Source organism: Pseudomonas sp. HD6515, from assembly GCF_024971855.1.
Taxonomy (GTDB): Bacteria; Pseudomonadota; Gammaproteobacteria; order Pseudomonadales; family Pseudomonadaceae; genus Aquipseudomonas; species Aquipseudomonas alloputida.
This window is the reverse complement of sequence record NZ_CP079828.1, coordinates 278,810-300,440: the sequence shown is the minus strand read 5'-3', so window position 1 is coordinate 300,440 and position 21,631 is coordinate 278,810. Positions and strand designations below refer to the sequence as shown.

Genomic DNA, 21,631 nt, shown 5'->3' with positions numbered 1-21,631 from the left:
CCTATGGATATCCCAAGCCTGCAGCCTGGCGCCGCCACCTCCACAACTAGGCGCATCTCGGACGCAGAGATGCAGGGCATTACTCGTGACAATCGACCGTCCAAACCTTCGGACGCGGGCTGGCGTGTGCGGTTGATGAAGGCTGGAAAGTTTGTCGCCGATCGCCATTTTCGCGACTTGGCCTACCACGGTCGTTCCCGGGCAAAACACGCAGCGCAATGCTACCGCGACGACATGGCCAGGGAGCACGATATCCAACTCCCCCCGACCGTGCAGAGTGAGCTTGCACGCCAACGCCATTCGGCGGGCCTGACACAGAAAGCTATAGCCATGATGCTATCCGTCTCGCCCGGGCTGATATCGAAGTGGGAGAAGGGGGCCGAAATGCCAGCTGCAGCTCGATCACTCTATCGCGCTGCTGTTGAGGGCCAATTGCCCGCGTGTGAACCGACCCTCACCGGCGCAGATGTCAGGCGCATCAGAGTCGAGGTTCTAGGTTGGTCTCAGGCACAGCTAGCCAATGCCCTGGGCTGGGCCTATGCCGCTGTGGGCTATTGGGAGAGAGGGCAGCGGCCTGTACCAGGATGGGTCAAGGTGTACGTGAACGCAGTCAGCAAGGGGGGGGGTCAGTGGAGAGCAGTGAGCGTTTAGATGGCAATGACCCTGTAGGGGACGCAGTTGCTCAGTGGAGGCAAGTCATGCCGTTGCATCGCAGCCTGCCGATCGTATTTTCTGATGGCACTGAGCTTGCCCGCTTCGCAGTGGATTGTGCCCAATGCCGGCGTGGCTTGGCCGGGGATCTGGTGCGGGGGGAGGTCAAGCCTCAGCCGGGAGATCGCTTCGCGCTGACTGGTCTTGCTGCCTGTGCGGCCTGTGCGTCGTTCACCAGGTTCGCGTTCATGTGCACAGGCTCAACAGGCTCGGTGCAGCTTGAGTGGGTATCAGGGGGAGAAGTGAAGAGGCATGAGGTGCACACTACCTGGAGGTCCAAGCTTGTGGCTATTTTCCGGTAGGCAAAAAAAAGCCCCTACCTCGCGTGTAGGGGCTGCCCGGAAGGCATGGTTATTCCTCAGTTGTATTGAGGTTGAGCTGTTGCTCGGTGGACGGGTTCACGTTCAGTTTCTCTTCTTCTTCTTCGGCCAGTCGAAATTGCTCCAGAATCGCATCCAGCTTTTGCTGATTCTCCGGCGTCAGGTGCTGAAAACCACTGTCCTGACGAATGTCTTGAATAGCCGTTCTCATCGTTGGAGCAGCGTTTGTGACTGCCTTCTTGATGACCTTGCCTGGAACGAATCGAGGCTTAAGCTTTTCAGTACTGTTGCCTGCCGCAGCCGCCCGAGCACGACCTTGTTCGATCACCTGCAAAGCTTTCGGCCCATGCTCTTCTAGAATCTGGACCGCCAAGGTGAAGGAGATCACATCATCACGAACGTACTCGCTGATTTCGATTGGGCCGTTGATCAGCAATAGGGCGTCAGATACCTGGGCAGGCCAGAGGCCGAGGCGCCTTGCAATTGCAGCATGGTCATCTGGGATGAATCGTGACATTCGCTTGACGCCAACCGCCATCTCGTACGGAGTCAGTAGTTCGCCGTTGTTGCTGTCGAACAGGTCGGCAGTCATGTCCTCTTCAGAGATGTTGTCGGAGGCAATGATGCATGGGATTGTGTCGATGACCTTACCCCTCGCAATAGCTCCGAGGGTTGCTTGAAGGCGCCTATGACCGCGTTTTACGTAGATCGATTGCCCACCATCTTCGTCCTTGATCACGATTACCGAAATGGCGGAGTCCTTGTTGAAGCCATTGTGGAAAATGGCATCTTCGAGCTCTTTTAGCTTCTCGTGGTAGGACCTTGATTTAACGCGAATGTTATAACCAGGGATTACTTTTATGCACTTTGGCGATACCCACCAGAGGTCGCCTGCTGTGAAGGAACGGCCTTTACCGTTTCCATGCTTCATCGCAGTCTTGATATTGCCTTTGACGATTGTCATGCGGAAATCAAGGTCAAGCTGGTGTTCGGTGCTGCTGTTTTCGATGGCTTCGGTCATGAGGTAGCACTCCTGAAAGGTCAGAGATCGTTGAACTTGCTAACAGAGATGACTGACACCTGCGCATAACCCAGAACACTGCCGACACCAGCCATCCGGACAGGATCAATTACCCATCCGGCGCGGCAATAATACATAACGCGTACGCATACGCGCTAGGTGTAATTATAAATATCACAGCCTTTCGAGCGCCCAGCTCGTAGCACGCTGCCCAGCATCCAGCAGCCCTTTTGCGGTGATGCCTTCGACGAGCGATATCTCAACCCCAACTGAGCCGCGGACGGCTGCCTCCAGCTGGCCAAGGCCCAACTCAGCTTGATAGGGGGACAGGGCCACAACGATCGTGCCTGTCACCATGAACAAATCGCAGCCAGGGCTACGGGGGTTCGCCCCAACACGAGTGATTGTCAGGCCACGGATACCACCATCGGTAATCGCCAAGGCCAAGGATTCGTGGCTTTGCTCGATGACGCGCAGAGACGCACCCACATGGCTTTTCATTTCCCCGTCGATCGACCGGCTAGCGTCGACTGAAATGAGTTTCCGGAAGATGGCGGTGAACCCTGGCCAAGTGTCGGGAGCTGAAATTCGACCGTGCTTTGATGACCAGACTGGGTGATGACTCACCAGGAGCTTTGACACACCATGGTCAAGGCTGTCTGCGAACGACCAGTGCTGGTCGGTGCTGTCTTGAACTTTTGCAACCCGCCACAAGGAACGAAACGCCCATAGTTCAAGGGTCGATGAAGCATCGATCTGGTAAAAATCGCATTTGCTTTGAGCGTGCGCCAGAGCAGGTGCCATCACCGCGTCACCGTGCCATTCGAATTGATCGAGATTCTTGAGCCTCTGGTTCCCGTGCCAATACGACAGCTCGACAGTAACCTGGGAAACCCACCGAACAGCTGAGGAGCTTACGGCCGGCAGGTGGGCGGAAGAAGAAGCGCCTTGCTGGCGCTGGCTCGTGAGCATGTTGAGACCCTTTTGGTTATGACGCGGAGATCATACACGAACACATACGCCGCCTGTATCGCAAAGCCGTCACCATGAATGCCGAGATCGAGTAGGGTGAGGGATTTTTTTTCCCTCAGCCCTCTCACACCACCGTACGTGCGGTTCCGCATACGGCGGTTCAACTAATACGCTGGAGTCCCTGCACAGTGCTGCGCAGCGAGACCAGCCCCATTTTGGCGAAGTACAACGTCGGTACTGCCTGATTCATGTGTTTGGATGCCGAGTTCCACCAAGGCCCTCGCCCGTTTACACTCGACTTCCACGCCCGCTCAGGCCTAAGCCCAAGCAAGATGAGTCGTCGTTCGCGGGTCTTCGGGGTTTTCCACTGTCGCCAGAGCAGGCAACGTAGTTTTCGACGCAGCCACCAATCGAGTTCCTCCAGCATCCGCATGTTCGCGGTAAGCCGAAAGTAGTTTGCCCAACCCCGCAACACGGGATTTAGCATCTCTATAGTGTGAGACAAGGACCGTCCTCGCCCCTTGCGCAGCAACTCACGAACTCGATCCATCAGTCTTCGCAGGCTTTCGGGGGCAGGTCGCACCCGTGTCTCTTGGCGATAGATCGTAATCGCGTAGCCCAGAAACTTTCGCTTCCAAGGCCGTGCTACTGCGCTTTTCTGCTCGTTGATACGTAGCTTCAGATGACCCTCCAGGAAGGCTCTGATGTTCGCCATCGCCCGTTGCCCTGCGCCTTCACTGCCGATGTAGATATTGCAGTCGTCAGCATATCGGCAGAACTTCAACTGCCGCCTTTCCAGCTCTCGATCAAGATCGGTCAGCAGGATATTCGACAGTAATGGGGACAGCGGCCCACCCTGAGGCGTACCCTCGCTGCGGGGTTGAATCACGCCATTAGCCATCATCCCCGCCTCTAAGAAGCGCCGGATCAGCTTGAGTACGCGACCATCCCTCACTCGATAGGCGAGTCGAGCCATCAACACGTCGTGGTTGACCCGGTCGAAGAATTTCTCCAGGTCGATGTCCACTACCCAGTGCTTTCCTTCGGCCACATACTCTTTCGCCTTGACGACCGCATCGAGCGCACTTCTCTGCGGACGAAAGCCGTAGCTGCCATCGGAGAAGGTTGGCTCGAAGATCGGTTGCAGTACTTGATGGAGCGCCTGCTGGATAAGCCGATCCACCACCGTGGGTACGCCGAGTGTTCTAACCCCGCCATTAGGCTTGGGAATGTCCACTCGGCGCACCGCCCGTGGCAGGTACCGATCCTCCAGCAGTGCCGCCTTCACACTTGGCCAGTGCACCAACAGCCAGTCCTTCAGTTCCTCAACCGTCAAGCGATCAACGCCTGGCGCGCCTCGGTTCTTCAGGACGCGCTTGTACGCTCGTCGCATGTTGCTGGGTTCGACCACCTGCTCCATGAGCCGGTAGTCCTCCGATTTCGTTCGCCCAGCCGTCGCCGCAACCCCCTCAGCACCTTGCGGGCTTCTTTCCGGATTCCGTCCGGCCATGGCAGGCAGGCCTCCCGTGTCGGGAGCTTCTGCGTCATCGTGGGTTGTCGAGATCAGCTGTTCTACTCTCGGTATTAATCGTTCAGGCCTTCAGTCTCGCGACCTACTATGCCCTCTGCTGACTTCTGCACAGTCATTCCAGCACCTCGCGGTGCCGGTAGCCCTGACGGGCAACCGTGCAGATCTCCCCGGGTATTGCGCACCCACTTTCACGCTTATGCCTGTCGGATCTACGTCATGGCGTTCTGTGCAAGTATTGGGTTTCGCAGATTTCGGACTGCTTACCCCGCCATGCCGCCTCGTATCCGCTTCCTGTTCGTCAGGCCAGCGATTTGCCTCGGGCTTCCTTCAGACTCGCAGTCGCCCGCGAAACCCTTGCCTCTAGCTAGCACTTCCCCTTGCCGGGTGTGCGGGGGACTTCCACCCCTGAGTGAGCGCGCCCTGCCGGGCGCAATCGAGTAGGAGGCGGCTTCACAGCCGCCGTCCTCTCACACCACCGTGCGTACGGTTCCGTACACGGCGGTTCAGGTTATGCGGCTAAGCCGGTTAATTGTATCCAGTATCGAGACCAGTCCGAGTCTATCCCATAGTTTCTTCGGTAGCGCCTGATTCACATGAGATGCCCCCGAATTCCACCACGGGCCTCGGCCATTGAAGGCCGATTTATAGGCACGTTCCTCGCCCAAGCCCAGGCGCATCAGGTTGCGCGCCCTCGTTGAGGGCCGTTTCCATTGGCGCCAGATGACGCAGCGAAGTTTGTGCCTGACCCAGCCGTCCAATTTCTCAAGCGGGCGTTTGCTCTGGCTGAGCTTGAAATAGCCAGCCCAGCCTCGCAGGACAGGGTTGATTCGCTCGATGACAGTCGCCACTTTGCGGGCCCTTACACTGCGCAGCAATATTCTGAGTCGGTCGCGTAAGCGCCCCAGGCTCATCGTTGCCACGCGCAGTCTTGGTTGCTGGTGCCTGCTCATCCCGTAGCCCAAATAGTCACACTTCCAGGCCTCTGCCACTTGGCTCTTCTTCCGGTTCACCGTCAATTTCAAACGATGGCACAGGAAGCGCTCGATGCTGGCCAACACCCGCTCGCCTGCCCGAGGACTGCGAACATAGATGCTCGCATCATCGGCGTAGCGTACGAAGCGATGACCCCGTCGCTCCAACTCGCGGTCGAGTTCATCCAGGAGGATGTTCGACAGCAACGGCGAGAGCGGGCCGCCTTGCGGCGTCCCCTCCTGCCGCGGACTGACGATACCGCCCGACATGACACCGGCTTCGAGATAGCGACGTATCAGCCTGAGCACGCCCTTGTCTCCGATACGGCGCTCGATACAAGCCATGAGGATGTCGTGGTTGACCCGATCGAAGAACTTCTCCAGGTCGAGTTCCACGCACCAGCGATACCCCGACGCCACATGAGCGCGGGCCATCTCGACAGCTTGGTGAGCGCTTCTGCCCGGACGGAAGCCGTAGCTGTAGTCCGAAAACAGCGGATCGAAGATTGGCGTAAGCTGTTGCTGCAGGGCTTGCTGGATCAGGCGATCTACGACGCTGGGGATTCCCAGTTGCCGTGTGCCGCCCTGCGGCTTGGGAATTTCAACCGCTCGCACTGCTTGAGGATGGTATTCACCGGCCATCAACCTGGCCTTGAGTGTTGGCCAATACTGTTTCACGTGGCCCGCCAAGTCGGCCACCGTCATGCCATCGGCACCCGGCGCCCCCTTGTTGCTGACTACGCGTTGATACGCACGCCTGAGGTTGGCCGGTGCAAGCACCCGCTCCATCAGCGTGCCCGACTCCGCGCTCGTCCACGCCACTGACGCCATCGATACCTTTGCACTGTCAGGCATCATCCTCGGCTTCTGGCCGGGACTCAGGATGATAGTTTCCGCTGTGGGAAATTTCTGCATTACGGCTACCAACGAGACAGTGACGCCTACTGGCGGCATAACCTGTTCGGCCCTTGGTAGCGTGGTTAACCGCCACTTACTACGGCCTCGGCTGACTTCTGCACGCCCATCCCGTCGCCTCTCGACGCTCGGTAGCACAAAGGCAGGTGTGCAGATCTCCCAGGGTAATTCGCGTGACCTTCCTGCTTATGCCTGTCGGATTTACGTCACAGCGTTCCGTGCAAGTATTGGGCTTCGACGATTTGGGCCGCCTTACCCCGCTGTGCCGCCTCTATCCGCTTCCTGTTCGTCAGGCCAGCATTTTGCCTCGGGCTTCCTTCAGATTCGCAGTCACCCGCGACACCCTTGCCTCTGGCTAACACTTCCCCTTGCCGGGTGTGTAGAGGACTTCCACCTCCAAGTCACCCGCCTGGTCACCACAACCAAGCGGGTTGCGCTGACGCGCAACGCGCCATGCCTGGCGCACCCAAAAAAAACCGCCCTCAGAGAAGGGCGGCTTGGGTGGGGTTAATGTACAGCAGAGGCAGCATGCAGTGACACGAGCTCCTCGACGGTTGCGCCGGCGAGGGCTGCTTTCACCATGGTGTTGATGACAGCTGCGGTGGTGCCTGGCTCTGTTTGCTGGATGCAGCTGCTGTATGCGAAGAGCAGTTGGTCGCCAATCAGTGGGATGCCGTTTTCGTCGGCGTCTTTCTCGTGGTCGAAACTCCCGCAGCCATCACCGATCTTCAGTTTCAGGGCTGCCGAATTAGCACAATAGGCGGGGTCACAGATGCCGCGAACGTTGAACCGGATGCAGAATGCCTCTGCAAAGGTGCGGAGCTTTGCCGGCACGTTGTAGTTTTTGAAGGCCTCTTCGAAAAAGTCGGGTCGCAGAGCAGGGCGCTGCGGTTTAGCGTCGAGGGTAGTGGTGGTCATGAGACATCTCCTGGTCAGTTGAACTTGCACCAGGAGATGCACTGCAGGGACCTATATTTCTAAAGGGCCAGGGTTATTGCCACAATAGTGGCCAGGCCAACACCCATCAATAGGCGCTTGTTTCTGTCATCAAAGTAGATCCCGCGGAGGTTCAAGAAATGCTCGACGATCGTCCAGCCATCCATGGGGGGCAGGGGGATGATGTTGGTTGCCGCTAGCAGGATCGAGCCTTGGGCCGCCACGAGTGTCGGCCAGTTTGGCGTAACGTAGTGAATGCCGAAGAACAATAGGCCGGTGGCCAGGGAGATCAGGGGGCCGCCCGCAGCGATGATCGCTCGGCGGTCTGACGGGGCCTTCTCATAATCGGAGCTGACCACATACGCCCAAAGCGGGATCAAACCGATTTCATGGATGATTCCTGATTTTCGGAACGAGAATAGCTTGTATCCACCGAGAATGAGTTTGTCTGGCTTAATACCGTAGCGTTGCATTGGTATTAAATGGCCGGCTTCATGGATCAAGAGCAAGAACACCAACATCAGCCAGATGACGAAAAATGCGATGGCGAACATCCCGATAGTTACCAGTGCGTCAGGCAGCATGGTTTTCATTCCTAGAACATGATGCATGTGATTCTTTAGCAAAGCTTCAAAACCTTCAAGCCTATAGCCGCATATTTACCTGATGTGTGTACTGTGCAGTGCAAATTTTGCCTCTAGGTCTATACAGGCCCGTGTAATTCATTACAGGTGGTTATGAAACTACTCTGGTGAACGTATGAATACCTGTTTTCAGCTGGCGGCTTACGCTCGATCTCAATGGGCATTAGCTGTACTCCTCATGAAATCGCCTGAGAGCAATCAACTAGCAGCTAACGTATTTCAAGATGCAAAGAACGCTGCCTGGGGATACGGATGGGGGGCTTCTGAAACGCCGCATGCACTCCTCGAAGATATTCCGGAACTATTAAACGCTTTCTATGAAGGCAAATCCGCGCTTCAGCAAGACATGAAGCTAGCGGGCTAAATTAAATTCGAAAAAGGAACATGCATCATGAGCAATAATGAAGTTAAAGCTAATCAGTCCTCGCTTGATCTGTACGCAGTGACTCTGAACTGGGGGATGGCAGAAGAAGGCACTTACAGCGACAACGTCTTTGCGACGAGTCAAAACGAGGCTTGCTTGAAAATCGCTGAGGACATGGCAAATCAGCGTGAGTATGTTGACGAACTGGAAACCCCGAAAGAAAGGCAAGAGTGGATAGTTAGCCGAGCCTGCGACCTAGTGGATTGTCACTTTGTCGAAGATAGCCTGGCTGCCGATCTTGCTGCACTGTACGGTGACGTTTTGTTCCCGGATGGCGTAACGCGCTCGATTGATCTGGGTGCATTGCGAGCGCTGCTCGTTGAGCATCGTCACTGTTTGGTTCCGCCCGCTGAAGTCAAAGAGGTTGAACAGCTGGCCCTGCATACTGTGGACTCTGGTTATTGCCGGGTGTACTACAAGCGGCAGAACGGAGCACTGTGCTGCTTCCAGCTCGATACACGAAACACCTTCAAGCTCTATCACTGTTCGCGTGATGGTGAGCCGGAGCATGAGATCAGTCACCAGAACAAGGCAGTTTTTGCGTTACCTGAAGACAGTGGATGTTCTTTCGTAGCTAGCTTCCGTGCATGGTGGGAGCAACAGAGCCTGCAGCCTACTGCTTAGCTTTAACGATACCCGGCCACTCTTCGGAGTGGCTTTTTTATTGCCTGGCGAAAACTCGCGGGCAAATAAAAACGCCCCACTGGAAAGTGGGGCGCATGGTGAATCAGATTCCGGTCAGAAACCGATCGAAAGGGAGAGCGTTGCGACGTCCGAGGCTACGGCTTTGTCGCTGCCGAAGCGGTGACCGTAGGTGACGCCCACGCGGGAGGCTTTGAACGGGCCGGCAACCTGCAGGCCAACGCCGACTTCGTTCCAGCGCTCGGTGGTGTCCTGCTTCATGTCGAAGCGAGAGACGCCGATCACATCACCGGTCAGATCGTCTTGCGAGTTGTTCAGGCGGCTAACGTGCTTGATGTTGGCCGAAACAATGGCCTTGTTTGCCAGGTTCATGCTGGCGTTGAGGCCGGCGGTGCCGTAGATGTTCTCCTCAGTACGCTTGTCGAAACGCGCCGGGAAGGAGCCGCTGGTCTCGGTATAGGAGTCCAGTTTGGTGTTGAGGTAGTCCACGCCCAGGAACGGCATCACAGCGATGTTGTCCTGCAGGATGAATACGTAGCCGACCTGGCCCGAAACCGCACGCTGGCTGACATCCGACTTACCTTTCGATTCGTCGTCGCCGGCACCGGTTTTGTAGGAGCGCTTGATGGTGGCATCGCCTTCGGAAACTGCCACGGCGCTCCATCAAGTACTGCAACCGATCTTCGAGCCAACCTTCTCCGATGGCAGCTACGGCTTTCGTCCGCAGAGAAGTGCGCTCGATGCGGTCGTCAAGGCGAAAGAGTATGTGGCCGAAGGAAAGCACTGGGTAGTGGACATCGACCTGGAGAAATTCTTCGACCGGGTCAACCACGACGTGTTGATGGCTCGACTCGCCTATCGAGTGAGGGATGGTCGCGTACTCAAGCTGATCCGGCGCTTCTTAGAGGCGGGGATGATGGCTAATGGCGTGATTCAACCCCGCAGCGAGGGTACGCCTCAGGGTGGGCCGCTGTCCCCATTACTGTCGAATATCCTGCTGACCGATCTTGATCGAGAGCTGGAAAGGCGGCAGTTGAAGTTCTGCCGATATGCTGACGACTGCAATATCTACATCGGCAGTGAAGGCGCAGGGCAACGGGCGATGGCGAACATCAGAGCCTTCCTGGAGGGTCATCTGAAGCTACGTATCAACGAGCAGAAAAGCGCAGTAGCACGGCCTTGGAAGCGAAAGTTTCTGGGCTACGCGATTACGATCTATCGCCAAGAGACACGGGTGCGACCTGCCCCCGAAAGCCTGCGAAGACTGATGGATCGAGTTCGTGAGTTGCTGCGCAAGGGGCGAGGACGGTCCTTGTCTCACACTATAGAGATGCTAAATCCCGTGTTGCGGGGTTGGGCAAACTACTTTCGGCTTACCGCGAACATGCGGATGCTGGAGGAACTCGATTGGTGGCTGCGTCGAAAACTACGTTGCCTGCTCTGGCGACAGTGGAAAACCCCGAAGACCCGCGAACGACGACTCATCTTGCTTGGGCTTAGGCCTGAGCGGGCGTGGAAGTCGAGTGTAAACGGGCGAGGGCCTTGGTGGAACTCGGCATCCAAACACATGAATCAGGCAGTACCGACGTTGTACTTCGCCAAAATGGGGCTGGTCTCGCTGCGCAGCACTGTGCAGGGACTCCAGCGTATTAGTTGAACCGCCGTATGCGGAACCGCACGTACGGTGGTGTGAGAGGGCTGAGGGAAAAAAAATCCCTCACCCTACTCGATCCTGTCGTTACAGCTGACTGTGCTGCATCTCAGATCAAGATGACTAACCCAAGAGGCGCAGCACCATGGACGTAATTGCAAGCAACGCAGCTGATACACAAGAAATGGCAATGACCGAAATCCTGGCAACTGGCGAGGAAAGGAAGCGGCCATATTCGTCGTCGGACATGGCCTTCCAGTTTAACGATGTGGAGATTCGCAACCCGTATTTTTCTCCCTGCGGGACAGCAGTCGTTGACCCCGTTCTTGCGTATGGATTTGACGTCTTCCACACCGGTGGTGGTTGCATGGCACTGCGGAAGGAGTTCTGCAATGGCAACTACCTGCTGTTGTCGAACGAGATCAACATCGCTGAACCGGAAGATTGGGATGAGTGCACGCTGGGGCTGTACGACGCCGACGGCGATCAGAAAGCCTTCTGTGAGCTCCGTGACGTCCCGTATGCGCAGTTCGATCTGCCAGAGCATGAGGAGAGTCTCGATGATCCTGTGCGCTTGTTGTGTCCGTGCTGTGGCGCTCGAACCACCGGCCGGCAGTGGCGTAATCAGGATGTCGGGCACGGCCTGTGCAGCACCTGCACCGAGAGTGTGCGTGCCAAAATGGCGGCAGATGAGTTCATCAAATGCTATGGCTACCAGGGCATCCACTTTGGCCTGTCGCAAAGCGCTCCCTCTCCTCAACTGCTCGACGAGCTCGCTCAAAAGAAATTGCTGGCGCAGGACAGTCCGGATCAGCCAGCACTGGATTCGAACGCACTGAAGGACCGTTACCGTTCATGGGCGCAGGACAACCTCGCCAATGATGATCTGCAGGTGAATGACGGTGCCCAGGTTACGCTGTGTGATGACGGCGCATTTGTCGAAACCTGGACATGGGTGCCGCGTGAATCCCTACCGGAAGCTGCTGGTCCTGAAGAAGAAACTCACTAACGCTACACAACCGCTCCCTCATCGGAGCGGTTTTTTTTGCCCGGGCGCCAGCAGGGTTTGTAGGTCGCTGTGATTCATCCCGAAGCATACGACCAACCTCTCTGGAGATTGCCCATGGCAAGCAAACTAGCACGCTCGGTACCACCTACCATTAAACCAATGGCAGATGCATTGTGTGACGGCCACCGGTACCCACCGGCGGAGATGTTTCGATTCTTCCTCGGAGCGGTGATGGAGGTCTGGGGTTTCCAGCCCTGGTATCCCGTGCCTGATGATGTCCGCGGTAAAATAGGGCGGGTCATCTCGCTGTACGATCAGGCGGTAGCGAACGCAGAGCCTTTCCAGGACATCCTTGGGCCGCTTTATGAGGCTCTAGCAAGTCATGGTGGCAAGCAGATTCTGGGGCAGTTCTTCACCCCCTGGTCTTTGGCATCCATGATGGTCAGGATGAGTGATAGCGATACCGACGTACCTCCCGCTGGCGGACTCAAGGCATGCTCCGATCCGGCTTGTGGCAGTGGGGTTATGCTGTTGGCAAAAGCAAATCACCTGCTCGAAACAAAGGGGGCTGGTGAGCTGCAACAATGGCTCTTCCATGCGTGCGATATCGATGGCATTTGCGCTCGCATGGTAGCGATTCAGCTGGCCGCGAATTGTGCCATTCATAGGGTAGAAATCGGGGAGATCATAGTGCTCCAAGGGGACACTTTGTCCGCCTCAGGCACCAAGCAGCAGATCTTGCATGCCACCTCTCCGACGCTGATGCGTTCACGTCAAAATTCAACTCCGAAACTTGAGGTCGCTTCATGAAACGCTGGTATTCGATCGCCGCGGCTTTAGCTTTCCAGGTGCTGCCGCATGCGGTGAGTGCTTCGGAGGCTTCTGATGCTGTTCAGTCGGTTGCTGCCTCAAAAATGTCCACCGTAGCTCGCATCAATGGTGCAACTCGGCCAGTTATCTACGTCGGTCAGTTTGACGGCTGTGATTCGGTCTCGATTCAAAATGCGCCCGGGCGCTATGAGCACTTTCGTGTCTGCGGGAACCAGGTCACAGCTCGCAACACGGTTTCACCCAGCTGGGCCGAAGACGATGGTGCCGGGGATGTACTCCGCGCCGTGGTCGATAATGCGGTTTTGTTTGGTGCGGCTTCACAAGTGGACCCCAATGGTTACCTCATCACCGCTCGTGCTCTGGGCTCAGCCCAGTACTCGTGCACCAATGTTGAAGTGATCTTGAGTTACGAAGGCGACCTAGTCGACAGGGCCTTGAAGAGCATCTGCTCTCATCGCCGTTAACCCACCATCGAACCCCGTCCTTGCGACGGGGTTTTCTTTTGGGCGGCTTTCAGAGGCCGATGGCTCGGGCTGACGCTTGCTAGCGCCGTTGTGTCGGGTGGATCCGCTTCATGTTGGCTGTGATGCATCTCACATCACTAGACCAACACCTGAGGGTACCGCTATGAATGCTTCCAACATCGCAAAGAGCTACACCGTAGAAACCCGCGCAACCAACGGGGCTGAAGATGCACCGGACGTTGCTGTCTTCAGCATCGATCAGGCCGCAGCGAAAGGCATCAGTGACCTGGCTCGCTTGGTCAATGAAAACGGACTATTTAAGGTTGAAAAGTTCGATAGCACTGCGTCTTTCCATCAGTATGCACCTGGTACTGAGGAGGCGGACGAGCTCGGAGAGGAGAACGAGGTGCTGTTGAAGGGTGGTTGTCTGAACGTTGACTCAGCCAGCTTCTGGTTCTCGGGCTTCATCAGAAATTCAGACACCGAGGTGGTTACCGCTCGCCAGCCTATTGATGAGCTTCTCAGCCATTTCGGTCTGCGTGGATAACTGACTGATGCCGAAGCTGGCCAGAAACACCAGTACCTGGGGTTTGGGGAGCAATGGAACAGAAAGTGCACTTAAGCCCTACCAGCGCCGTTCAGAGCCTTCTTCCCAGGCATCGGCTTCGATAAAGCAGTTGCGCATGTCGGCTTCCTGGCTGATCTCGGTCAGCAAGTCATGCACGGTCTTGTCCAGCTCATCGTCGCTCCGATACGGAATGGCCAGTTCGTAGTTGCCCGACTCCAGCCGTTTCATACTGTAGGGCTCCAAGCAGTAGCGCTCGATATTTTCCTTGGCCCGTTTCCGGCCGCGAACGAACTTGCTGTTGTTCACCACCGCCAGGCGCAGCGTGACGGTGGCCACCTGCTCGGCGGCGGGCTCTGCCGGCGACGCGACATTGCGTTGCTGACCTCGCGGCTGGGCGCTCTTCTGGTGTGCGCCGATCTCAACACCACGATGGCGCAGGTAGCTGTACAGCGTGCTCTTGGAGATGTGTAACTTCTCGCCGATGGCGCTGACGCTCAGGCGGCCCTCGCGGTACAGCGTCTCGGCCGCCATGGAGGTGGCCTCGGCCTTGGCTGGGAGGCCCTTGGGACGGCCACCGATCCGGCCCCGCGCCCGCGCGGCCGACAAACCCGCCTGAGTCCGCTCGCGGATCAGCTCGCGCTCGAACTCGGCCAGCGAGGCAAACAGGTTGAACACCAAGCGACCTTGGGCGTGGGTGGTGTCGATTGGGTCATTCAGGCTCTGCAAGCCGACCTTGCGCTCTGCCAGCTCGCCGACCAGCTCGACCAGGTGTTTGAGGGAGCGCCCGAGGCGATCCAGCTTCCAGATCACCACGGTGTCGCCCGCTCGAACATGGGCTAGCAACTTGTCCAACTCCGGCCGGGCGCTTTTCGCGCCGCTGGCGATGTCTTGATAGATGCGTTCGCACCCGGCCTGTTTCAGGGCATCGACCTGGAGGTCGGCGTTCTGATCCCGAGTGCTCACCCGCGCATAACCGATCTTCATCAAAAGTACCGTTTACTCGACTACGTTAGTAATAGTTGAACTTTGATTAAGCGTACCAGTTATTTGAACCGTAGCGCAGGTAGGTTAACCAGCCGATTCCTGTCCACTTAAAGTTCGGCAAAACGAAGGTTTTTTTGAACCATTGCATAGCCCTTTGTGATTGGCGTATAAACACACAAACACCTACTAGCGGGGAACGCCATGAATACGATTCGCTGGAATGTCGCCGTCTCGGCCGACACCGACCAGTCGCTTCGGATGTTTCTGGCCAGCCAGGGCGGTGGCCGGAAAGGCGACCTGTCGCGCTTCATTGAAGAGGCGGTGCGGGCCCACATCCTGGAACTGACGGCCGAACAGGCCAAGGCCGCTAATGCCCATCTGAGCGAGGCAGAGCTGACCGAAGCGGTTGACGAAGCGCTCGACTGGGCACGTAAGCGCTGATGCGGGTCGTGTTGGATACCAACATCCTGTTCAGCGCACTGATCTCGCCGCATGGCGCGCCCGATGCGATCTACCGTGCCTGGCGGGCGGCGCGTTTCGAGGTAGTGACCTCGCGGATGCAGCTCGATGAAATCCGCCGAGCCAGCCGCTACCCCAAGCTCCAGGCCATCCTTCAGCCCGCCAAAGTGGGAGCCATGATCAATAACCTGCAACGGGCTGTGGTACTGGAGCGTCTGACCATCGAGGTCGAAGCCGATGATCCGGATGACTCGTTTCTGCTGGCCATGGCCCTGGCAGGCGATGCGGACTACCTGGTGACCGGTGATCGCCGCGCCGGCCTGCTGCAACGCGGGCACATCGAACGCACGCGGATTGTCACGCCCGCCGTGTTCTGCGCCGAGGTGCTGTGATCGATGCCGGTCGGTTTTCTGACCCAGGAGCAACGCGACGGTTTTGGCCGCTATGTCGATGCCCCCAGTCGTGAGGAGCTGGAACGCTACTTCCACCTGAGCGACGACGACCACAAAATCCTCCTACCGCTGCGCGGCGAGCACAACCGCCTTGGCTACGCCACCCAACTGACCAGCATCCGCTACCTGGGCACTTTTCCCGACGACTTTTCAGCCGTCCCCCAAGAGGTGCTGCAAGCGCTCAGTCGCCAGTTAGGCATTACCGATCCAACTTGTATCCTGGCCTATGCCGAAACCCGCCAACGTCAACGTCATGCCGCCGAGATTCAGGAGCGTTACGGCTATCGGGTGTTTGCTGATTCCAGCGTCGGCTTTCGACTTGCCCGCTGGCTGTATGCGCTCTGTTGGACAGGGACAGATCGTCCTGGCGAGTTGTTCAATCGGGCGACGACCTGGTTGCTGACGCACAAGGTTTTACTGCCCGGCGTCACCGTTCTGGAACGGTTCATCGCCCAACTGCGCAGCCGGGTCGAAGAACGCCTCTGGCTAACCCTTGGCCGCAGTGTGAGCGAGGCGCAACGGCAGCAGCTACAGGACTTGCTGCTGGTCGCCGAAGGCAACCGCAGTTCCCGGCTGGATCAACTGCGCTCCGGCCCGGTGATGGTCAGTGGCCCCGCACTGATTCGGGCGCTGCGCCGGCTTGATGACGTGCGCGGCATCGGCATCGCCTTGCCAGCGGCGGCGCACATCCCGCCCAGCCGTATCGCGGCCCTGGCTCGCTTCGCCAACACCGCCAAGGTCACGGCGATCAACCGGCTGCCGGCGTCGCGGCGGATGGCGACACTGGTGGCGTTCGCCCTGTGCCTGGAGGCCACCGCGCACGACGACGCCCTGGAGGTCCTGGAAGCGCTGTTACGCGACCTGTTCAGCAACGCGGAGAAGGCCGACAAGAAAGCCCGCATGCGCAGCCTGAAAGACCTGGATCGCTCGGCGGCGACGCTCGCCGCCGCGTGCAAGGTCGTGCTGGACAGCTCAATCAGCGATGACAACGTGCGCGCCCGGCTGTTCAACGACCTGCCGAGGGCCTCGCTGGAGAAAGCCCTGGAAGATGTCAATGCGCTGATCCGCCCGGTTGACGATGTGTATTTTCTCGCCCTGGAGGCGCGCTACCGCAGTGTGCGCCGTTTCCTGCCCGACCTGCTCAAGCACATCCGCTTCGGCTTCAGCCCGGCCGGCAAAGGCGTGGTCGCCGGCCTGGATTGGTTGCAGCTGAACCTGCCCCGCCGGAAACCGGAGGATGACGCGCCGCAGGAGATCGTGGCCAAGGCTTGGCAGAAGCACATTACCCGCGAGGATGGCTCCCTCGACATGGGCGCCTATGTGTTCTGCACGCTCGATGCGCTGCGCACGGCCCTGCGCCGGCGCGACGTGTTCGTCTCGCCCAGTTGGCGCTATGCCGACCCGCGTCTCGGCCTGCTCGACGGTGCCGAATGGCTGGCGGCGCGGCCGATCATCTGCCGCTCGCTGGGCCTGACCATTGACGCCGGCACCACCTTGGATGCGCTGAGCGCCGAGTTGGATGCGACCTGGCAGGCGGTCGCGGCCCGCCTACCCGACAACCCCGCGATCCAGCTGAGCGAGAACGCCGAGGGCAAGACCGAGCTCTCGCTCGGCACACTGGACAAGCTGGAGGAGCCGAACTCGCTGCTGCAACTGCGAGCAGCCGTGGCTGATCTGATGCCGCGTGTCGATCTGCCGGAAATCCTCTTGGAAATCGCCGCTCGCACCGGCTTCGCCGAGGCCTTCACCCATGTGTCCGAGCGCAATGCGCGGGCCGACAACCTGGTCACCAGCCTCTGCGCGGTGCTGCTGGGTGGGGCCTGCAACACCGGCCTGGAGCCGCTGATCCGCACCGACAATCAGGCGCTACGCCGCGACCGGCTGTCCTGGGTCAGCCAGAACTATATCCGTGACGACACGCTGTCAGTGGCAAACGCCATTCTGGTGGGGGCGCAGAGCCAACTGGAGCTGGCCCAGGTCTGGGGCGGCGGCGAGGTCGCCTCCGCCGATGGCATGCGCTTCGTGGTACCGGTGCGCACCGTGCATGCTGGCCCCAACCCGAAGTATTTCGGCACCGGCCGGGGCGTCACCTGGTACAACTTGATTTCCGATCAGTTCTCCGGCCTCAACGCCATCACCGTGCCCGGCACCCTGCGCGACAGCCTGGTGCTGCTGGCCGTGGTGCTGGAACAGCAGACCGAGTTGCAGCCGACGCAGATCATGACCGACACCGGGGCCTACAGCGATGTGGTGTTTGGGCTGTTCCGCCTGCTCGGCTACCACTTCAGCCCGCGCCTGGCCGACGTCGGCGGTACCCGTTTCTGGCGCACGCGCCCGGAGGCGGATTACGGCAAACTCAACGGCCTGGCCCGGCAGTCGGTCAAGCTCGATCTGATCGCCGAGCACTGGGACGACCTGCTACGCCTGGCCGGCTCGCTCAAGCTCGGCCGAGTGCCGGCCACCGGCATCATGCGCACCCTGCAAACAGGGGATCGTCCCACCCGCCTGGCCCAGGCGCTGGCTGAGTTCGGTCGCATCGAGAAGACCTTGCACACCCTGACCTACATCGACGACGAGTCCAAGCGCCGCGCCACCCTGACCCAGCTGAACCGGGGCGAAGGCCGCCACAGCCTGGCCCGCGCCGTGTTCCACGGCAAACGCGGCGAGCTGCGCCAGCGCTACCGCGAAGGCCAGGAGGACCAGCTCGGCGCCCTCGGCCTGGTGGTGAACATCATCGTGCTGTGGAACACCCTCTACATGACGGCGGCCGTAGAACGGCTCAGGCAGCACGGCTACCCGGTGCTGGAGGAGGATGTCGCGCGGCTCTCGCCACTGATCCACGAGCACATCAACATGCTGGGCCGTTACTCCTTCGCGGTGCCGGAAGAGGTTACCCGCGGCGAACTGCGGCCGCTGCGCAATCCGGACGACGACCAGTAGGTGTAACGGCCTGGGTTCGAAATCGGCCGGGCACCGCACTCGATGCCACTTCCAGCTCAGACGGATTGCGACTGACGGAGTCCTCGGGCTCACGCTTTCTGCGACCAGCAAGAGCCACTTTTCCGGTGCAGCGCGAATTAGCCGTCCTGACGGGTACTGACCTTTTGTGTGCAGGGGTGATCAGGCTCGGATGCCGCCCTCTTATCTGCTCGCGACATGAAACGCTGATAGCACTCCAGGCCACAGAAGTGCACGACATACTCGGAACCTTCCGGCGTCAGTGCGGCGTCAAGGGGAATGTCCTTGCAGCATTCGCAGCAGCTGATGGTGGAGGTGTTGTTTGTGTTCATGATGGGGGTTCCTCCATCGTCCAAGAAAACCTAGCAACGCTTTCCCCCCGTGACTGAGCGCCGATCGACCTGCAGCCTCCCTGCCCAACTCGGCAGTGGTGGTCGCGCCGTGCTCCGAGCGGGTCACGGTCGCTTCCGAAAGGCCTGCAATGCCGCTCGCAGGAAGAGGATGAAGAAAACCGCCAGCACGAGCGTCGCGAGGCTCCACTGCTCGCTGACGAACGCGCCGGCCGCTGTCCCCGAAAGCAGCAATGCCAGCACCGGCAGATGGCAAGGGCAGGTGAGCGCGGCGAGCACGCCCCAGGTGTAAGCACGCCAGCGGAAGACCTTGCTTGACTCAACGTGATCGGCGTTACGCATAGGCAGAACCTTCGCCGGCGCAATGAGTCAGCCCGGCCAGCTGGGTTGCCACTGCGGCTAAGGCCGCCTGCCGTGCCGTGACTAGCCGGAGCAGGCACTCGACGCAGCCGATCAAGTCGGCGCCATCGTCCGCATCGAGCGCCCGGCAGAGCCGTGCCAATTCGTCGAGCCCGATACCAGACTCGAAGGCGGCGCGCACGAAGCGCAGACGCGCCAGGGACCGCTCATCGAAAATGCCGTAACCGCTCTCCGTGCGCCGCGCGGGGTGCAGCAAGCCACGCAGCACATAGTCGCGCACCACATGCACGCTGACGCCCGCGTCCTCGGCCAGTCTGGATATGGTGTAGGCATTCATCACCGACACTCCCGGTCTTCCCCGCAAACTAGGGCGCTCAGATATTTCCTTCCGGCTAGGCGTTCAGGTAGCCAGATGAGCAATGGCGTAACCCCTAGTGCCAGGAGCAACCACAGCCGGGAGTGATACTCGCCGTTTGGGGCAAACCCATAAGCCAGCAGCGCACCCAGCGCGAGCATCAGGAAATACGGCCCGGTGATGTAGCAGTGAAGGCGGCGACAGCGCGCGGCGTTGACCAGGCAGGCGCCGCCCATCACGAGTAGCGCGGCGCTCGCTGCCAGGAACAACGCAGGGCGTCGATCCGCCAGAACAAGCGCTATGGTCGCCACGACGGCAGGCAGCCCCCATAAGCTGATTACCTGCCAGGTCTTGCGCAGGCTGTCGCGACTGCCGAGATCGCTTGCCGTGTCGTTCATGCTTCAACCTCGCGCGCTCATTACCCGGCGCAGCAGGACAGCTGCTTGACGTCCTTGGCGAAGGTTTGCGCCGCGAGCTTCAGCCCCTCGACCATCGTCAGGTAGGGGAACAACTGGTCGGCCAGTTCCTGCACCGTCATCCGCGCCCGGATGGCGATGGCGGCGGTCTGGATCAGTTCGCCCGCCTCCGGGGCCACCGCCTGCACGCCGATGAGCCGTCCGCTACCTTCCTCGATGACCAGCTTGATGAAACCCCGCGTGTCGAAGTTGGCCAGTGCGCGTGGCACGTTATCCAGGGTCAAGGTGCGGCTGTCGGTCTCGATGCCGGCGTGGTGCGCCTCCGCTTCGCTGTAGCCCACGGTGGCCACCTGCGGATCGGTGAACACCACGGCCGGCATGGCGTCGAGATTGAGCTTCGCCTCGCCGCCGGTCATGTTGAGCGCCGCACGGGTGCCTGCGGCCGCCGCCACGTAGACGAACTGCGGCTGGTCGGTACAGTCGCCGGCCGCATAGATATCCGGGGCACTGGTGCGCATGCCCGAGTCGATCTGGATGGCACCGCGTTCGTCCAGCTTCACGCCGGCGCCTTGCAGATTCATGCCTTGGGTGTTGGGCGTGCGGCCGGTGGCGACGAGTAGTCGGTCGGCATGCAGCTCGCCATGATTGGTGCTCAGGATGAACTCGCCGTCGACGTGGGACACCTGGCTGGCTTGCGTGTGTTCCAGCACTTCGATGCCCTCCATACGGAAGGCTGCCGTCAGCGCTTCACCGATGGCCGGATCTTCGCGGAAGAACAACGTGCTGCGTGCCAGGACCGTGACCTTGCTGCCCAGCCGGGCAAAGGCCTGCGCCAGTTCCACCGCCACCACCGAGGAGCCGATCACGGCGAGCCGCTTAGGAATGGTGTCGCTCGCCAGCGCCTCGTCCGAGGTCCAGTACGGGGTGTCCTTGAGTCCGGGAATCGGTAGAACGGCCGGGCTCGCGCCGGTGGCGATCAGGCAGCGGTCGAAGGCGACGATGCGCTCGCCGCCCTCGGCCAGTTCCACGCTGAGCGTGCGGCCGTCCTGGAAACGGGCGGTGCCGCGTACCAGGGTGATCGCCGGCGTGCTCTCCAGAATGCCTTCGTACTTGGCGTGGCGCAGTTCGTCGACACGACCCTGTTGCTGGGCGAGCAACCGCTCGCGCAGGACGGTCAGGCTCGTGGTGGACAGTCCGGCGTCGAACGGGCTCTCGCGCCGCAGATGGGCCACATGCGCGGCGCGAATCATGATCTTGGAGGGCACGCAGCCAACGTTGACGCAGGTGCCGCCGATGATGCCGCGCTCGATCAGGGTGACGCGCGCACCGCCTTCCACCGCCTTGAGCGCGGCCGCCATGGCGGCGCCACCGCTGCCGATGACCGCCACGTGGAGCCTGTCGCCATCTTTCCCGGCGCCAATGCTGCCGCTCAACCAGCCCCGCGCCTTGTCGAGCAGGCCTGAGCGGGTAGGTGCCGTGGCGTCTTCGAACGCCGCTCGATACCCCAGGGCCTCGACGGCGGCCTGCATCTGTTCACGGCTTACGCCCTCGTCGACCTTCAGTTCGGCCTTCCCGCTGGCGTAGGAAACATCCGCCCGATGCACGCCGGGGATCTTCTCCAAGGCCTCTTTCACATGCTCGACACAGGAGGCGCAGGTCATGCCGACGATTTGTAGTTTGGTCATAG

Annotated in this window: 23 protein-coding genes and 1 pseudogene; 11 read left to right on the top strand and 13 right to left on the bottom strand. The window is 59.6% G+C overall.

Translation table 11 applies throughout. From position 1 onward, the window contains the following. Window positions 1-3: 3 nt before the first annotated feature. Window positions 4-651: a helix-turn-helix domain-containing protein gene (locus KW568_RS31285; protein WP_004574372.1), complete on the top strand. Its 648-nt coding sequence runs from the start codon at window positions 4-6 to the stop codon at window positions 649-651. A gap of 411 nt (window positions 652-1,062) precedes the next feature. Here the strand turns inward: KW568_RS31285 and KW568_RS30530 are convergent, their stop codons facing one another. The 6 genes from KW568_RS30530 to KW568_RS30505 form a co-directional block, all read right to left on the bottom strand. Beyond that, complete coding sequence (locus tag KW568_RS30530; protein ID WP_024718185.1) at window positions 1,063-2,052, bottom strand: hypothetical protein; 990 nt, start codon at window positions 2,050-2,052, stop codon at window positions 1,063-1,065. A 174-nt stretch (window positions 2,053-2,226) separates the two neighbouring features. Further along, window positions 2,227-3,024, bottom strand: a complete 798-nt coding sequence (locus KW568_RS30525) for a hypothetical protein (RefSeq protein WP_004574376.1) — start codon at window positions 3,022-3,024, stop codon at window positions 2,227-2,229. A 160-nt stretch (window positions 3,025-3,184) separates the two neighbouring features. After that, a complete protein-coding gene (gene ltrA, locus KW568_RS30520) occupies window positions 3,185-4,534 on the bottom strand; it encodes a group II intron reverse transcriptase/maturase (RefSeq protein ID WP_020415617.1) in 1,350 nt (449 codons plus the stop codon). Between the two features lie 524 nt (window positions 4,535-5,058). After that, the gene (ltrA, locus tag KW568_RS30515; RefSeq protein WP_004575621.1) at window positions 5,059-6,480 is read right to left on the bottom strand and encodes a group II intron reverse transcriptase/maturase; all 1,422 of its coding nucleotides are present in this window, start codon (window positions 6,478-6,480) and stop codon (window positions 5,059-5,061) included. 468 nt (window positions 6,481-6,948) lie between these two features. Then, window positions 6,949-7,359: a hypothetical protein gene (locus KW568_RS30510; protein WP_004574506.1), complete on the bottom strand. Its 411-nt coding sequence runs from the start codon at window positions 7,357-7,359 to the stop codon at window positions 6,949-6,951. A gap of 59 nt (window positions 7,360-7,418) precedes the next feature. Next, the gene (locus KW568_RS30505; RefSeq protein WP_231995370.1) at window positions 7,419-7,970 is read right to left on the bottom strand and encodes a site-2 protease family protein; all 552 of its coding nucleotides are present in this window, start codon (window positions 7,968-7,970) and stop codon (window positions 7,419-7,421) included. A gap of 166 nt (window positions 7,971-8,136) precedes the next feature. Between KW568_RS30505 and KW568_RS30500 the strand changes: the two genes are divergently transcribed. Next, complete coding sequence (locus tag KW568_RS30500; protein WP_128637225.1) at window positions 8,137-8,385, top strand: hypothetical protein; 249 nt, start codon at window positions 8,137-8,139, stop codon at window positions 8,383-8,385. 27 nt (window positions 8,386-8,412) lie between these two features. Next, window positions 8,413-9,069, top strand: a complete 657-nt coding sequence (locus tag KW568_RS30495; RefSeq protein ID WP_004574508.1) for a hypothetical protein — start codon at window positions 8,413-8,415, stop codon at window positions 9,067-9,069. A gap of 114 nt (window positions 9,070-9,183) precedes the next feature. Here the strand turns inward: KW568_RS30495 and KW568_RS30490 are convergent, their stop codons facing one another. Then, window positions 9,184-9,741, bottom strand: a complete 558-nt coding sequence (locus tag KW568_RS30490) for an autotransporter outer membrane beta-barrel domain-containing protein (RefSeq protein ID WP_259539187.1) — start codon at window positions 9,739-9,741, stop codon at window positions 9,184-9,186. Between the two features lies 1 nt (window position 9,742). On the opposite strand from KW568_RS30490, the pseudogene ltrA (KW568_RS30485) reads away from it, so the two are divergent. From ltrA (KW568_RS30485) to KW568_RS30465, 5 genes and pseudogenes are all read left to right on the top strand, one after another. After that, a pseudogene (ltrA, locus tag KW568_RS30485) lies at window positions 9,743-10,744 on the top strand (group II intron reverse transcriptase/maturase); the annotation flags it as partial. Window positions 10,745-10,883: 139 nt separating this feature from the next. Continuing rightward, window positions 10,884-11,747 (top strand): hypothetical protein, encoded by an 864-nt coding sequence (locus KW568_RS30480; protein WP_141745124.1) that lies wholly within the window; start codon window positions 10,884-10,886, stop codon window positions 11,745-11,747. Between the two features lie 114 nt (window positions 11,748-11,861). Beyond that, on the top strand, window positions 11,862-12,557 hold the full coding sequence (locus tag KW568_RS30475) for an N-6 DNA methylase (RefSeq protein ID WP_004574513.1): 696 nt from the start codon (window positions 11,862-11,864) through the stop codon (window positions 12,555-12,557). Next, a complete protein-coding gene (locus KW568_RS30470) occupies window positions 12,554-13,042 on the top strand; it encodes a hypothetical protein (protein ID WP_004574514.1) in 489 nt (162 codons plus the stop codon). Before KW568_RS30475 ends, KW568_RS30470 begins: the two co-directional genes overlap by 4 nt. 163 nt (window positions 13,043-13,205) lie before the next feature. Beyond that, window positions 13,206-13,589, top strand: a complete 384-nt coding sequence (locus KW568_RS30465; RefSeq protein WP_004574515.1) for a hypothetical protein — start codon at window positions 13,206-13,208, stop codon at window positions 13,587-13,589. Between the two features lie 78 nt (window positions 13,590-13,667). Here KW568_RS30465 and KW568_RS30460 read toward each other — a convergent pair whose 3' ends face one another. Beyond that, window positions 13,668-14,594: a recombinase family protein gene (locus KW568_RS30460; RefSeq protein WP_004574516.1), complete on the bottom strand. Its 927-nt coding sequence runs from the start codon at window positions 14,592-14,594 to the stop codon at window positions 13,668-13,670. Window positions 14,595-14,795: 201 nt separating this feature from the next. Between KW568_RS30460 and KW568_RS30455 the strand changes: the two genes are divergently transcribed. The 3 genes from KW568_RS30455 to KW568_RS30445 are packed head-to-tail and all read left to right on the top strand — an operon-like array spanning window position 14,796 to window position 18,445. Continuing rightward, window positions 14,796-15,035 (top strand): ribbon-helix-helix domain-containing protein, encoded by a 240-nt coding sequence (locus tag KW568_RS30455; protein WP_004574517.1) that lies wholly within the window; start codon window positions 14,796-14,798, stop codon window positions 15,033-15,035. Beyond that, on the top strand, window positions 15,035-15,445 hold the full coding sequence (locus KW568_RS30450) for a putative toxin-antitoxin system toxin component, PIN family (RefSeq protein WP_004574518.1): 411 nt from the start codon (window positions 15,035-15,037) through the stop codon (window positions 15,443-15,445). The genes KW568_RS30455 and KW568_RS30450 overlap by 1 nt, the downstream gene beginning before the upstream one ends. Before the next feature lie 3 nt (window positions 15,446-15,448). Then, the gene (locus KW568_RS30445; protein ID WP_004574519.1) at window positions 15,449-18,445 is read left to right on the top strand and encodes a Tn3 family transposase; all 2,997 of its coding nucleotides are present in this window, start codon (window positions 15,449-15,451) and stop codon (window positions 18,443-18,445) included. Window positions 18,446-18,582: 137 nt separating this feature from the next. Here KW568_RS30445 and KW568_RS30440 read toward each other — a convergent pair whose 3' ends face one another. The 5 genes from KW568_RS30440 to merA form a co-directional block, all read right to left on the bottom strand. Continuing rightward, window positions 18,583-18,795, bottom strand: coding sequence for a DUF3330 domain-containing protein (locus KW568_RS30440; protein WP_004574520.1), 213 nt, complete (start codon window positions 18,793-18,795; stop codon window positions 18,583-18,585). 123 nt (window positions 18,796-18,918) lie between these two features. Then, entirely contained in the window at window positions 18,919-19,155 is a 237-nt protein-coding gene (gene merE, locus KW568_RS30435; protein WP_004574521.1) for a broad-spectrum mercury transporter MerE, read from the bottom strand. Next, window positions 19,148-19,510, bottom strand: a complete 363-nt coding sequence (gene merD / locus KW568_RS30430; RefSeq protein ID WP_004574522.1) for a mercuric resistance transcriptional repressor MerD — start codon at window positions 19,508-19,510, stop codon at window positions 19,148-19,150. Before merD ends, merE begins: the two co-directional genes overlap by 8 nt. Then, the gene (locus tag KW568_RS30425; RefSeq protein WP_004574523.1) at window positions 19,510-19,926 is read right to left on the bottom strand and encodes a hypothetical protein; all 417 of its coding nucleotides are present in this window, start codon (window positions 19,924-19,926) and stop codon (window positions 19,510-19,512) included. The genes merD and KW568_RS30425 overlap by 1 nt, the downstream gene beginning before the upstream one ends. A gap of 20 nt (window positions 19,927-19,946) precedes the next feature. Further along, entirely contained in the window at window positions 19,947-21,629 is a 1,683-nt protein-coding gene (gene merA, locus KW568_RS30420; RefSeq protein ID WP_004574524.1) for a mercury(II) reductase, read from the bottom strand. Window positions 21,630-21,631 lie beyond the last annotated feature (2 nt).

Bases quoted from the DNA above. Each gene is read 5' to 3' on its own strand.
- KW568_RS30465 (WP_004574515.1), top strand. From the start codon at position 13,206: ATGAATGCTTCCAACATCGCAAAGAGCTACACCGTAGAAACCCGCGCA.
- KW568_RS31285 (WP_004574372.1), top strand. From the start codon at position 4: ATGGATATCCCAAGCCTGCAGCCTGGCGCCGCCACCTCCACAACTAGG.
- KW568_RS30440 (WP_004574520.1), bottom strand. From the start codon at position 18,795: ATGAACACAAACAACACCTCCACCATCAGCTGCTGCGAATGCTGCAAG.
- KW568_RS30500 (WP_128637225.1), top strand. From the start codon at position 8,137: ATGAATACCTGTTTTCAGCTGGCGGCTTACGCTCGATCTCAATGGGCA.
- KW568_RS30455 (WP_004574517.1), top strand. From the start codon at position 14,796: ATGAATACGATTCGCTGGAATGTCGCCGTCTCGGCCGACACCGACCAG.
- KW568_RS30450 (WP_004574518.1), top strand. From the start codon at position 15,035: ATGCGGGTCGTGTTGGATACCAACATCCTGTTCAGCGCACTGATCTCG.
- KW568_RS30460 (WP_004574516.1), bottom strand. From the start codon at position 14,594: ATGAAGATCGGTTATGCGCGGGTGAGCACTCGGGATCAGAACGCCGAC.
- KW568_RS30480 (WP_141745124.1), top strand. From the start codon at position 10,884: ATGGACGTAATTGCAAGCAACGCAGCTGATACACAAGAAATGGCAATG.
- KW568_RS30530 (WP_024718185.1), bottom strand. From the start codon at position 2,052: ATGACCGAAGCCATCGAAAACAGCAGCACCGAACACCAGCTTGACCTT.
- KW568_RS30445 (WP_004574519.1), top strand. From the start codon at position 15,449: ATGCCGGTCGGTTTTCTGACCCAGGAGCAACGCGACGGTTTTGGCCGC.
- KW568_RS30505 (WP_231995370.1), bottom strand. From the start codon at position 7,970: ATGAAAACCATGCTGCCTGACGCACTGGTAACTATCGGGATGTTCGCC.
- KW568_RS30510 (WP_004574506.1), bottom strand. From the start codon at position 7,359: ATGACCACCACTACCCTCGACGCTAAACCGCAGCGCCCTGCTCTGCGA.
- KW568_RS30495 (WP_004574508.1), top strand. From the start codon at position 8,413: ATGAGCAATAATGAAGTTAAAGCTAATCAGTCCTCGCTTGATCTGTAC.
- merA (WP_004574524.1), bottom strand. From the start codon at position 21,629: ATGACCAAACTACAAATCGTCGGCATGACCTGCGCCTCCTGTGTCGAG.
- ltrA (WP_004575621.1), bottom strand. From the start codon at position 6,480: ATGCCGCCAGTAGGCGTCACTGTCTCGTTGGTAGCCGTAATGCAGAAA.
- ltrA (WP_020415617.1), bottom strand. From the start codon at position 4,534: ATGGCCGGACGGAATCCGGAAAGAAGCCCGCAAGGTGCTGAGGGGGTT.
- KW568_RS30475 (WP_004574513.1), top strand. From the start codon at position 11,862: ATGGCAAGCAAACTAGCACGCTCGGTACCACCTACCATTAAACCAATG.
- KW568_RS30425 (WP_004574523.1), bottom strand. From the start codon at position 19,926: ATGAACGACACGGCAAGCGATCTCGGCAGTCGCGACAGCCTGCGCAAG.
- KW568_RS30525 (WP_004574376.1), bottom strand. From the start codon at position 3,024: ATGCTCACGAGCCAGCGCCAGCAAGGCGCTTCTTCTTCCGCCCACCTG.
- merE (WP_004574521.1), bottom strand. From the start codon at position 19,155: ATGCGTAACGCCGATCACGTTGAGTCAAGCAAGGTCTTCCGCTGGCGT.
- merD (WP_004574522.1), bottom strand. From the start codon at position 19,510: ATGAATGCCTACACCATATCCAGACTGGCCGAGGACGCGGGCGTCAGC.
- KW568_RS30470 (WP_004574514.1), top strand. From the start codon at position 12,554: ATGAAACGCTGGTATTCGATCGCCGCGGCTTTAGCTTTCCAGGTGCTG.